The sequence below is a fragment of the Pedobacter humicola genome (assembly GCF_056490705.1).
In genome coordinates, this window is the sequence record NZ_JBWJIG010000001.1 from 1 (window position 1) to 12,550 (window position 12,550).

The window sequence follows — 12,550 nt, forward strand, 5'->3', positions numbered from 1 at the left end:
AACGGTACGTACAGTGGTGTGAGAGGACAGATAGGGAACTAATCCCTATCTTCCTACTCGATTCAATTTTTGATGTTTTTTAATATTCGATTACCACTTTACCAATGGTTTTGCCGCTTTCCAATAAGCGATGTGCTTCTTTTAAATTTTCTGCTGTAAACTCTTTAAGTGTAGTATTTAATGTTGTTTTAAGTGTGCCATTATCAAATAGTGCGGCCAGTTTATTTAAAATACGGTGCTGTTCTTCCATATCATCGGTTTGATACATCGAGCGCGTATACATCAGTTCCCATGAAAAGGTAACACTTTTGTTTTTTAGTTTGTTTAATGCAATAGGAGTTGCTGAGCCGGTAATGGAGGCAATATGCCCTTGTGGTTTGATCAATTCTACTATCGCGTCCCAATATCCGTTCAGGTCCACAAAATCGAGAATAAAGTCTACCTCCTGGTAACCAGCTGCCCGTACTTCTTCGATCAGGTTTTTATGGTCTACCACCACATCGGCTCCCATCGCCTTACACCATTCTTTTGTTTCGGTACGCGAAGCGGTTGTAATTACCTTTAGTCCGCTTACTTTTTTGGCAAGCTGTATGGCTATCGAACCCACACCACCGGCACCTCCAATAATCAGAATGCTTTTCCCATGATCTTTCTCACTGCTAATGCGGATGCGGTCGTAAAGCGATTCCCATGCGGTAAGTGCTGTTAGTGGCATTGCGGCAGCCTCTGCATCGCTGAGTGTAACTGGCTTTGAGCCTACAATACGTTCATCAATCAACTGGTATTCGGTGTTCGAACCGCTCCGTGTAAGGTCACCAGCATAATACACGGCATCGCCTACTTTGAAAAGGTTAACCGCGTCGCCAACCGCTTCTACTGTTCCGCTTGCATCCCATCCAATTACTTTTGGGTTTTCGAGCAAGGTATCTTTGGCACTGTTCTGGCGGATTTTATAGTCAACGGGATTTACACTAATGGCTTTTATTTTTACTAAAATATCCCGCCCCTGCGGTGATGGAATGGGGGTGTCGAATTCGATCAAACTTTCATCTTCTGTTATCGGGAGCGATGTTTTAAATCCTATAGATTTCATATGTTTTTACTTTAAACTGAATGTTATTTTAATTCTATATAGCAAATATAAACTGATATTGTTTAGTTATTCGGTATAAATTTGTGTTTAATCAGTAAATTTGCGCCCTGGTTTAATCCGCAATGAACAGAGAAACTTTATACGAATCGTTTGAAATTGTTTATCAAAAACTGGATGAATGCCCCAAGCAAGGTCATAAACATCTGTTTTTTGAACTGGTTTATATTTTATCGGGTAGGGGTAAACAATGTATCAACAACAACAAATTCGATTATCGGGCCGGGCATATGTTTCTGATTACGCCAGAAGATTGCCATTCGTTTGAAATCGAAAGCACCACCGAATTTTTCTTTCTACGTTTTGGCAATGTATATATCCGATCGAAAGACTTTCGTACCGACGATGTACAGCGGATGGAATATATTCTGCAAAATGCCAGTCATCAACCAGGCTGTATTCTTAAAAATCTGTCAGATAAAGTTTTTGTAAAGTCGCTGATCGAGGCAATGATAGCCGAACATTTAAATCGCGACCTTTATAATAAAGAATTAATCACTAAAATGGTTGATACGATGATTGTAGTAATCGCCCGTAACATTGCTAAATATATGCCTGCAGCAGTAAAAGGCGATGCCGAAGAAAAAACTCTGGCACTTTTAAATTACATCCAGGCCAATATTTATTATCCTGAGAAATTGAGGGCCGAAAAACTGAGTAAGCAATTCGGTATTTCCGAAAACTATTTTGGTAAATATTTTAAGAAACATACCAATGAAACATTACAGCAATATACTGCCAATTTAAGAATTAAGCTTATCGAGGCACGTTTGCGTTTCAGTAATATGCGGATCAATGAAATTGCCTATGAATTGGGGTTTACCGATGAAAGCCACCTGAATAAGTTTTTTAAATCGCAGAAAGGTTTAAGTCTTAAAGCTTTTAGAACTTTATTTGCGGGTTGATTACATGAAAACTACCTAATCCTTGCTTACATCTGTATAGAAATTTCTTATACAATATTATTGGCTCCAGAATGTTTGGCTCGGTACTTAATTCTTACCAGGGATTTTTTCTCTTTTACTTTGCCATAAGCCCAATTCTTTTGAGTAAATGATCTTTTTTTGAGCGTGCGATCCCAAGCTGATGTCCATTTGCCATCACCAGGAAGGCGCCTTCTGATTTTTTGAACTGGCTGATTTGGTTGATATTGATGGTGTAGGAATGATGGATGCGAACGAATAGCGAACTGGGAAGCAAAGTTTCAATTTCGCCAAGCGATTTGGAAAGCAGAATGGTTTTGCCCTCAGTTAAGTGGATCTCGGTATAGGCTCCGTCCGCTTTGCAGTAAAGAATTTCTGTGGGAGAGATAAAATCATATCCACTACGGTTGGGCAATGCGAGTTTTTGTTCTTCCGTCGGGAACTTAAGGTTGGCTATTGCCTGTTGTATCTGTTGAATGTTATTTTCTTCTGCTTCAATAGAGGAGTGTACCCGTTTTACGGCCTGTAGAAGTTCCTGTCCGTCTATGGGTTTCAGCAGATAATCGAGGGCATTGATGCGTAAGGCCCGAACGGCAAACTGTGCATATGCCGTGGTAAAGATTACTTTGGCCCCAAGGGAAGTCCCAAGGATCTCTAGCATTTCAAATCCATTCATGTCCTGCATTTCAATATCCAGGAAGATGGCCTGGGGAGAATGCTCACGGATTTTTCTGATCCCGTCAAGGCCGGAGTGGGCAATACAAAGGATATTCACATCCGGGCAGTACATCCTCAGGTCGTTACTGAGGGCATTGGCGCAATGCGCTTCATCATCAATGATAATTACGCTGATCATTTCTTATGGTTTTAAAAATTTGACTTCAACAATAGTACCCATGTTTCCATTGGGCTGCGAATAGATCGTAATACTGCTTTGGGTATCGTTTCTGGCATTGAATACCCTTAATCGGTTCTCAATGAGTGCGATTCCCTTCGACTCGTGGAGGCTATTGCTTCTCGACTTTCGGGTTCGGGAAGCTGCCATACCAACACCATTGTCTTCTACCCGACAGGTGATGTATTGCGGGTTGCTATCGATGCGGACCACGATCTCGCCGCCTTGTTCCAATGCCAGGATGCCATGCCATATTGCATTCTCGATCAGGGGCTGAAGAAAAAGCGGGGGTACCATTATTCTTTTGGATTCAACCCCCGGGCCAGTCAAAAAACTATAGCTGATCTTGTCTCCAAACCTGAGCTTTTCCATATCCAGATATAATCGGCAGGTGTTGATTTCCTCTTCCAGTGATATTTCCTGTAGTTCGTTGCCGAGTTGCCCTCTGATAAGCCTGGAGAAGATAGACAGGTAGCTGATAGCCTGTTGGTTAGCGTTTTCCTGAATTAATGATTTGATTGAACTAAGGCAGTTAAAGATGAAGTGAGGGTTCATTTGAGCACGCAGGGCCTGTGCCTCCAGTTCAATCATTTCTATCTCCAGTTCATGCTTTTTCTGATCACGCTGACGGATGCCGGAAATCCTTTGTTTGAAAAGCAGATAGGCGCTCGCGATAAAAAGTATGCCCAGACCAGATATAAACCACCAGGTGAGGTAAAATGGCGGGTGAATAATAATGGTTAATTGCTTATATTCCTTGCTCCATTGTCCTCCGGAATTTGTAGCATTAACCAAGAATTGATATGTTCCTGGTGATAAGTTGGTATAAGTGGCCCGGTTATTCGTTCCCTCGTCGATCCATTTGCCATCTAGTCCGAGCATTGTATAGCGATAGTTGAGTTTACCGGTAATATTGTATTCCAGTGCAGCAAAATCGAGTTCCAGGAAATTTTGGTGATACGACAGCTTAAGCGTATCGAGTGCATTCACCGCCTTACTAAAAGGGGAATTTGGATCGCCATAATCTGCAGGCTTATTGTTTATCCGGATCCCCGTCAGTACAGTAGGAGGTTCAAAGTTGTCGTGGGTAATGGCATCAGGTATAAATAAGGTATAGCCTTGTGTTCCGCCAAATGCCAGTCTGCCATCAGGAATTTCGTAATAGTGAAACCTGTTAAATTCATCTACAGGGAGCCCGTCTATCATGGTATAACTTTGTATTCTGGCATCTTTCAGGTTAAATGAGAATATACCTTTATTGGTGCTGCACCATAATCTGCCATTTTTAGCCTGGATGGCATAGATCGTATTATTGGGAAGGCTATCGTCTGTGCTATAGAGGCGGAATGTTTTGCGGGCGGGATCCATTCTCACCATCCCGTCGCCCTTAGTTCCTACCCATAGTATTCCCGGTTTTACCGGATCTCTGATCAGCATCGTAAATTCTGCGCCAGGCAGCATTTTTCCATACGACAGGTTGACTTTAGTGTGTAGATCAAACCGGAAAAAACCGTGCGAAGTGGTGATATAGAATATTTGTTCATCCTCAACAAGCAGGCTATAGATTTCGAACACCTCTTTTATTCCTGAAAGCGGGATCTGTGAAACAATAGTGGCCAGACGTTTAGTGGTATCCAAACGGATCAGGTGGAGTTGGTTGTCCACGGCCCAAAGCTGGCCTTTATTGCTTAGGCATATAGCGCTGAGGTTTCTATGATTTTTGCTGACCGTATCGGCATACTGCCATTTATCACTGATCAGATGGCCCCCTTGATAATAGCAGATATTAGGCGCCGGAATCTCATTCGAGCCTGCAATCGACATCCATATTTTCCCCTGCTTATCCATAGCTGAACGGAATAGATAAGTTGTTCTCGCGGTAGCTAAGGGACTGTTTTGTATCTCCCTTCCCGGGACATTCATTTCGCGGTGAAGGATATCAATAAAAAAATTGTTGACATAGGTTTTCGCTGGCATGCGGGGCAGTCTCAGGTCAAACTGGCGGAGATTGTAACCATTTGTGCCAATCCAGAGTACCTCGGAGCGGTCGATCAGCATATTCCTGGCAACCTCTCCAGGTGCACTGTGAATGGGCTTGGGGATCAGCCTGCTATCGGTTGTTAGCATAAATACAGACTGGTTACTGCCAAACCAGATGTTGCCTTGGCTATCCACTGTTCGGGAAGGCTGCACGTAAGATTTTGACTCCGTAAGAGGTAGGATGCTAAAGCTACGGGAGGCTTTTTTATAGATGATTACCCGTCCCATATCCAGAATAACCATGTCTCCGTTTTTTCTGATGATTGGAGAGGTGTCCTTCCAGGTCCTGCTGGAGTCGTATATGTTTGGGTTTTTAAAGGTGAAGGGGATGGTACTGATTATTTTGCCTGCGGTGGTCAGAGTGATGATTGCCGAGTTGGTGGCCATTATAATGTTGCCTTTGGATGTTTCTATTCCGGTAATCTGTCTTTTGCCCAGGCCGAGCTTTGCGGGCGTGTAAAATGCCAGTTTCCTGTTTTTGAGATCGGCGACAAAGATTCCCCCGTTTTTGCTGATCATCCAATACATATTCTTTTCAGGGGAAACAATGGCATTGATATTTTTTATATTGGAAAAGGTAGGCCTGAATACGGGGTCGTCAGAAAAATGGTACAGGTGTTCTGTATGGGCGTTGAGCACATCCATTGCACCGTTTTCATACTGGATCCATAGCTGATCCTGGCCATCGAGGTAAAGGGTGGCAATAATATTGGATGCCAGGCTCTTTTGGTCATTCACCCTATGGCGGAAAATCTTGAATTTGCGGCCGTCATATCGGGCCAGCCCTTCGCGGGTAGAGATCCATATAAATCCTGCCTTATCCTGGACGATCCCGCTGACAAAAGATTGAGGTAATCCATCGGCAGAGGTAAGCCTGCGCTTCTCGAGAAGAACAGGCTGTGCCTTGACTGATAAAACAGCCAGCAGCAGAAAGCCGATGAAGTAAGGAATAGGGCGTAGAGACATGATATGCTAAAGTATCGGATTTTCATCAAATTCGGAATGATGTAATGAAATATAGTTTCCTGGAGTCAAATTCTCTGGAATAGCAGCGATAGAATTACCAACTGTTAACTGATATTGTTGTTTAAGAGGTTAATGATTACCAACTGTTAATTTGGATGGGTACATCACGGCAGTATTTGTAATTTTAAACATCTGATTAGGTATGAACTGATTACAGAAATTGATTTTCTAACTGAGTGATCGGCAATTGCTAAAGGCGTTGATTACCTGATGAAGATCTTAAAAATTGGACCGTCTATCCTTATATATGTATTCAAAAAAAATGTTGCACCGTGATGGAGTTATCAGGCCTTTGGCTGATGCAGATACCATCGGGATCAAGTGTAGTTTCTATTGATGATGCGCCTGGGAAAAATATCAGCCATTGATCGCTTTTCAGGTTTGGCAACTATCACTGATGCGAATGCGCAGGAAATTGATTTCCGGATTGCGGATTCACCTTTTGAATTATACATCAACCGTGATGTCTGGTTTGAAATCGTACTTACTGCAAAAGGGCTCAAGGCAGTAGGCCTTAGATCGCTTTCCCTCGCGGTTTCGGAACAAATTGAAGAACCCTGCAGGGTATGACTTAGTGTAACAGGCCGTGTATAAGTGCTTTTATTGCTTTGATTTAAATTGCTTAGTAGGGGAGCGCATTTGATTGACTGAAATATGTAATTTAAATTATACAATGTTTAGGGATAATGACATTTTTCATTTGTCTGCCTGTCGTAAAAAATTATCGTACGGAACATTTTTAGCGGCCAAAAACTTGACATTAATCAATAAATTAACTCTTTATAGGCTTCAATAACTTTAATTAGTCTAAATGGCACAAAAGTTGAAAAAGTATAAGCTTTAATCATCTATACCTAACGAACCTATGTTTAGTAATACTGAATTCGACAATTTTAAAAAAATTATTTTAAAGCGCTTGAAAGCTGCTCTTAAGCTTTTAGATATCGAGAACGATTTTCTCGAAATCTCGACAAACTATATGGGAAAAGCTTACGAAGTCCGCATAATGGGTGGGCAAGACATGAATGGCAATTATTTTTGGGAAGTGGTCAGAGTAATCAACAGAAGCATTATTCCATCAAACCTTGGATTTGATTTTTCTAAAGTAAATGCAGGCTAATCTAAATCAATAAAGCTTTACTAAAACCTTTTAGTGTGGCCTAATGAAGTGTATTAAACATCATTAGGTCATCTTTGGAGCTCTGTAATACCGGCATTAGTCAACGCAAGCAATGGAACCCTTAAGGCTTAAAAACCTCAGCATGGGGCATTTATAAATAGTAAATTTAAACACCTAATGGCTGTAAAGGGCTATAGGATACTATTTATTGCTGCTTTATTTTTGTGATCTTCATAAATCACGGGACGATTTTTTTTAACATTACCCTTCGGATGGAGGGTGATGTTTTAAATTTTCATTATTGCATGTAAAACTAACAGGCTGATCGGCAATATTAGTATTAAAGAAGCTTATCCTTTTCAGCTCAATTTTTCGCTATGCCGCTTAATAGGGCAAATTGTGTTTCATTGGTATATTAATCCTTACCCGTGTACCTCTGTAATTTTCAATAATCAAACCCGCCTTCAGGCGTTTGGTTCTGATGCGTATATTTTCCATACCCGCTCCGGTAGATTTTTGGGCGGCGGGATCAAAGCCTATGCCATTATCCTTCAGGGAAAATATAAGTTGATCTTTTTCAACCTCAATAAGCAGTTTTACTTCGCTCGCCTGCGCGTGTTTAAGAATGTTATGACCGATCTCTTTAGCAATAAGATAGCAGTCGCGTCTGCTTTGACTTTCCAGCTGAATGGCTGGAATGAATTCAGGAAGGTCGGAACTGAAGATGATATCGGTATGTTCAAACAGTTTTCTGATCTGTTCATCGATAAAATAGATCAGGCTTTCCAGATGGTCGCTTTCTGTATTCGAACTCCAGATGATTTCCCTGATTTTCACCGCTATATCGCCGATCATCCCTTCTATGTTCTTAAGTTCCGTCACATCAGGTTTGGAACGGGCTGCATGTTCGGCATATAGCTTGATCGCTGTGAGACCAGATCCGATATCATCATGTATTTCACCACTGATCCTGTCTCTTTCTGCTTTGATCAGTACAGCCTGATTTTTATATTTTTTTTTATATTTTATTGCACTTTTATAATATCTCAACAAAAAGATGAGTAGGAACAGAATTAAAATGATTAAAAAAATGAATAATAAATCGTTAGGTTTTTGGTGAAAATTTAGATGCATATTTTTTGTTCAATAAAAAGATTATGGTGCTTAAAAGCGCATTTTATGTGATTTTTGTATTATTGCAAATACACATTTTATCGATTTTTGTGTAATTGTGTATTACTATCTCCGTTAATAAATGTATTTGTGATAAACTTATTTAGTACAGATGATTTATGTTAACTGAGTGATATCAAAGGACATAGATAAAACTTTTCTTTTTTATAGGTTTGTCAGGTTCAGTTAAACTGAGCAAATAGTCGTTATCCTTCAGAATAAATCGCCTGGCCATTAGTGGTATTAACTTGCTATGCATTGGCTTAATGAAAAACATTGATCAAAAAATGATGGGGATACTGGCATGTAACAATATTACCTAAAAAAAATGCATTATTATGATTTCAGTGTCGATTGTTGAAGATCACAACCTTTACAGGAACAGTTTAGCAAGTTCTATTCTCGAAAACAGCTCATTTGAACTTAAAGGAGTTTATGCATCTGCTGAAGAAGCACTTGAGAAATTGCCGGAGGAGCGTCCGGATATAGCCATAGTAGACATTAAATTATCCAATATGTCGGGTATCGACCTTGTTCTGCAAAGTAGGGAAGGTTTAAATAAAACACTTTTTTTAATGTGTACTGGTTTTCAGAATGACGAGAAAATTTTTAGTGCCTTACAGGCCGGAGCATCAGGTTATATCATTAAAGGATCTACCTCGGCGGAGATCCATGAAGCACTGATAGAACTTTATAATGGGGGTTCGCCCATGAGTCCTTATATTGCCAGGAAGGTGATCAGTCTGATACAGGGAAGCAGGCCTGTTAAGCAAAAAATAGATTTAGGCCTGAGTGAGCGGGAACTGGAGGTTTTGTCATTGCTAAGCAAGGGCCTGTTGTATAAGGAAATCTCTGAAATGCTTTTTATAAGTCCTAATACAGTAAAAAATCATTGCAAAAACATTTATAAAAGACTGCACGTACAAAATAAGATTGAAGCCCTCAATAAGTTTAAAGATTATAGTTACAATTAAAGCCTGTGTGCGCTTTCAGTTCCTATTGCCACCTGCTGGCACAATGGCAGCTCCCAAACTGTATATACATTTAATATTATTAACTGCTCAGGTAGTCCTCCAGCTAGGATTATACCGATATATATTAATCTTATGAGGCCAGGTGAAACCTTTATGGCTTTATCCTGTTATTGTCTTGTTGTCTACTCCTCATTCCTGTCAGGTCATCAACGTTGATCTGTAGATAATGATGTGTCCTTGCTTTGACTGGCAACAATAATAAAGTTTATTTTTTCTCAATATGGTTAAATTAGCGTACAGCACTCCCATTTCCAAGCTTGATAAAATAAAGGTTGGTGATGAAATTATGGATGAATATCAGTCCAGCGGGAAGGTCATTCAGATCACCAAGAATATCAAGGATAAGTTCACTGAATTTATATTTTTATTAGACAGCAGGCAGACCATTTTTATCATGTGTGCCTCCGCATAAAGCGATCTTATGCCGTTTTGTATTGCCAGAGTATTAATTTTTCGTCACTTATAGCAGTTTATAGCCAATGAGAAGATAAAATTGCTATCTTGTAGACCTATCCCGTCATCATGATAAAATGCAATTTCCGGAAAGTATATGTTGCTGCTGCTTTTATTACTATTGTCATTTTTTCGAATTGCAATAAGGTTGTAATTGCAGCCCCTGAAGGTAATGTGGCCAATGCTTCAATGAGCGATGAACCTTTCAGAGCTTATCTGGGTGTTAACGCTTTTGAGTGGAACTTTACTTCAGATGTTATCCATGGACAGATCGAGGAATCCAGGTTCAAGACTATCAAATCTTTTACGGGTATCAGGCACTATCTGGATTGGCAAAGAATTGAAAATAAAGAAGGATCGTTCACTTACAGTCCTTCTCATTATGGGGATTGGGATTATGATCAGATTTACAAACGGATGAAAGATGCCGGGAAATATGTTTTACTGGATCTAAAAGGCTGTCCAGACTGGCTTTTAGCGTCTTATCCCATCGGTAAAAGAGATGCAGAGAATGTTCCTGCACCCTATGGTTTAGACAGGGCTGCACCTGCCTCTTACATCAAACAAGCGCGCGCAGGTTTTCAATTGGCTGCCCGTTATGGCTCAAACAAAAATGTTGATATGAGTTTGCTTTTAGCCGATCCTACTGTCCGCTGGAGAGATGACCCACAGAATATGCCAAAGGCCGGTTTAGGGCTTATCACCTACATGGAATGCGACAATGAACGCGACAAATGGTGGAAAGGCCCGCTCGCCCAGCAGTCTGCAGAAGAATACGCAGCCAATCTTTCTGCTTTTTATGATGGCCATAAAGGCACTCTTGGCAAGGGCATAGGCGTGAAAACTGCTGATCCCAATATGATTGTTGTGATGGGAGGTCTTGCCGATCCAAACCCGGAATTTGTTCGCAAGATGGTTCAATGGTGCAAAACAAATCGGGGGCTGAAGGCCAACGGACAGATTGATCTTTGTTTTGACGTAATCAATTACCACCAATATTCTAACGACGCCTTTAAAAACTATGGAAATGCCACGGCAGGTATGGCACCCGAACTTTCTGATCTGGGCAAGGTAGCATCCCTTTTCAAGGAATTTTCAAAGACGGTAAACGATGGTATCCCTGTATGGGTTACTGAAACTGGTTTTGATATAGGCGAGCATACCCCCCAAAGGGCTTTAAAAATCAGGGATAAAAGTGCAATGGTTACCCAGGCGGACTGGAACCTACGCACAGCTTTGTTGTATGCCAGAACGGGACTTTCCAAATGTATATTTTATATGCTCGAGAATGTGGATGTTAATAGCTGGACACAATATACCTCATCGGGTTTTATCAATCCAGATTATTCCAGAAGACCATCAGCCGATTATGTGCTCCAAACAAATAAGCTTATCGGTGATTATCATTATTTATCAACCCTGAATAAGGATCCTCTGGTTGATGTATACATACTTAACGGAAAAAAGACCTACGTATTAACCATTCCAGATCAGGTGGGTAGATCTAAAGCCTATGATCTGAATCTTGGACAAAGCAAAGAAGCCATTATTTATACGCTTGCTATCGGTAAAGATGAAATGGACAGTAAAACAGTAGCTACTAAAAATGGCATCTTGCAGATCCAGGTAACTGAAACCCCAGTATTTGTACAGCCGAAATAGGTGGGATCCAAAATGGAATATGTAAAATGGATGATGCAATTGAAAGCATCATCCATTTTTTGCTCTAGCTCGAGCGTAATGCTAGCCATTGGCGCAATTTAAATAGAAGGATACTTCTTTCAGATCTGTTTAATAAACTTCAAGCTCCACCAAGCCAACTTTAACCTCTTCTTTAATAAGATTTATCCACTCTTCTTAGGTTAAACCGTTTTTATTGGTACTTAAGGGCTATTGAGCGCGGCAGAACTAACCGATAGCTTTGTAGAAGCTAAGGCTTAGGATCTATACGCAATATGGCGTGCCTGATTTTTTTTCCATGCGCCTTAATGTATATGAATATAAAAAAGAACAATAATGATTTCTGAGGGGCAAAAACAGTCACTTTATATCTTTCAGGACTGGAAGAACAATAAAGGAAACTTCAAGTCCCGGATGATTATGCTCTTCTACAGAATCTCCTCATTAATCTACCGGTACAAAATTTTACGGTTCATTTTTTTCTGGTACTTACTGCTGTATAAATTTGCCATTGGCTGGTTGATGAATATCGGTATCAACTCAAGTGCTGTTATTGGCAGGGGGCTTAGGATTCAATATGGCTTCGGAACGGTAATCGGTAGTAACACCGTGATCGGCGAAAACTGTAATATCAGGCAGCTTACCAACATCAGTTCCAAGATGAAAGAGAACGGGAGCTACAGCCGAGCGCCCAGGATTGGCAATAACGTAGATATAGGCATTAACGTAGTGATACTCGGTGATGTGAATATTGGGAACAATGTAATCATAGGGGCCGGTTCCGTAATTACCAAAGATGTGGAGGATAACAGTGTGATGGTGGGCAATACGGCAACCGTATTGAAGAAGAAGTATATTATCTCAGTTGAAAGGAATTGATATAAAGCCAGATGACCAAATTTATACACGAGTCTTTCCGGTAATTTTTTTAATTAAAAAGAAGTCCTTCTATCATTTTATCCCCTTTCTAAAGGGATTAGCCCTATTGGGCTATTGATCAACGGAGTGGGATATATGACCTTTACACCGATCTATGATACCTATAGCTCCAAGAAG

The 12,550-nt window shown here is 40.5% G+C and carries 9 protein-coding genes; 5 read left to right on the plus strand and 4 right to left on the minus strand.

Annotated elements, in window-relative coordinates; all coding sequences use genetic code 11:
* Positions 1-79: 79 nt before the first annotated feature.
* Positions 80-1,093: a zinc-binding alcohol dehydrogenase family protein gene (locus AC04Q1_RS00005; protein ID WP_478360599.1), complete on the minus strand. Its 1,014-nt coding sequence runs from the start codon at positions 1,091-1,093 to the stop codon at positions 80-82.
* 122 nt (positions 1,094-1,215) lie between these two features.
* Here AC04Q1_RS00005 and AC04Q1_RS00010 point away from each other — a divergent pair, with 122 nt between their 5' ends.
* Positions 1,216-2,055: an AraC family transcriptional regulator gene (locus AC04Q1_RS00010; protein WP_478360601.1), complete on the plus strand. Its 840-nt coding sequence runs from the start codon at positions 1,216-1,218 to the stop codon at positions 2,053-2,055.
* A 115-nt stretch (positions 2,056-2,170) separates the two neighbouring features.
* On the opposite strand, the gene AC04Q1_RS00015 is transcribed toward AC04Q1_RS00010, so the two are convergent.
* A complete protein-coding gene (locus tag AC04Q1_RS00015; protein WP_478360603.1) occupies positions 2,171-2,929 on the minus strand; it encodes a LytR/AlgR family response regulator transcription factor in 759 nt (252 codons plus the stop codon).
* Between the two features lie 3 nt (positions 2,930-2,932).
* A complete protein-coding gene (locus AC04Q1_RS00020) occupies positions 2,933-5,974 on the minus strand; it encodes a ligand-binding sensor domain-containing protein (RefSeq protein ID WP_478360605.1) in 3,042 nt (1,013 codons plus the stop codon).
* Positions 5,975-6,899: 925 nt separating this feature from the next.
* Between AC04Q1_RS00020 and AC04Q1_RS00025 the strand changes: the two genes are divergently transcribed.
* Positions 6,900-7,154, plus strand: coding sequence for a hypothetical protein (locus AC04Q1_RS00025; protein WP_478360607.1), 255 nt, complete (start codon positions 6,900-6,902; stop codon positions 7,152-7,154).
* A gap of 384 nt (positions 7,155-7,538) precedes the next feature.
* Here the strand turns inward: AC04Q1_RS00025 and AC04Q1_RS00030 are convergent, their stop codons facing one another.
* Positions 7,539-8,204 (minus strand): sensor histidine kinase, encoded by a 666-nt coding sequence (locus AC04Q1_RS00030; protein ID WP_478360609.1) that lies wholly within the window; start codon positions 8,202-8,204, stop codon positions 7,539-7,541.
* A gap of 461 nt (positions 8,205-8,665) precedes the next feature.
* Between AC04Q1_RS00030 and AC04Q1_RS00035 the strand changes: the two genes are divergently transcribed.
* From AC04Q1_RS00035 to AC04Q1_RS00045, 3 genes are all read left to right on the plus strand, one after another.
* Positions 8,666-9,301 (plus strand): response regulator transcription factor, encoded by a 636-nt coding sequence (locus tag AC04Q1_RS00035; RefSeq protein ID WP_478360611.1) that lies wholly within the window; start codon positions 8,666-8,668, stop codon positions 9,299-9,301.
* 582 nt (positions 9,302-9,883) lie between these two features.
* A complete protein-coding gene (locus AC04Q1_RS00040; protein ID WP_478360613.1) occupies positions 9,884-11,476 on the plus strand; it encodes a hypothetical protein in 1,593 nt (530 codons plus the stop codon).
* A gap of 354 nt (positions 11,477-11,830) precedes the next feature.
* Positions 11,831-12,373, plus strand: coding sequence for a serine O-acetyltransferase (locus tag AC04Q1_RS00045; RefSeq protein ID WP_478360615.1), 543 nt, complete (start codon positions 11,831-11,833; stop codon positions 12,371-12,373).
* Positions 12,374-12,550 lie beyond the last annotated feature (177 nt).

Bases quoted from the DNA above. Each gene is read 5' to 3' on its own strand.
- AC04Q1_RS00005 (WP_478360599.1), bottom strand. From the start codon at position 1,093: ATGAAATCTATAGGATTTAAAACATCGCTCCCGATAACAGAAGATGAA.
- AC04Q1_RS00010 (WP_478360601.1), top strand. From the start codon at position 1,216: ATGAACAGAGAAACTTTATACGAATCGTTTGAAATTGTTTATCAAAAA.
- AC04Q1_RS00015 (WP_478360603.1), bottom strand. From the start codon at position 2,929: ATGATCAGCGTAATTATCATTGATGATGAAGCGCATTGCGCCAATGCC.
- AC04Q1_RS00020 (WP_478360605.1), bottom strand. From the start codon at position 5,974: ATGTCTCTACGCCCTATTCCTTACTTCATCGGCTTTCTGCTGCTGGCT.
- AC04Q1_RS00025 (WP_478360607.1), top strand. From the start codon at position 6,900: ATGTTTAGTAATACTGAATTCGACAATTTTAAAAAAATTATTTTAAAG.
- AC04Q1_RS00035 (WP_478360611.1), top strand. From the start codon at position 8,666: ATGATTTCAGTGTCGATTGTTGAAGATCACAACCTTTACAGGAACAGT.
- AC04Q1_RS00040 (WP_478360613.1), top strand. From the start codon at position 9,884: ATGATAAAATGCAATTTCCGGAAAGTATATGTTGCTGCTGCTTTTATT.
- AC04Q1_RS00045 (WP_478360615.1), top strand. From the start codon at position 11,831: ATGATTTCTGAGGGGCAAAAACAGTCACTTTATATCTTTCAGGACTGG.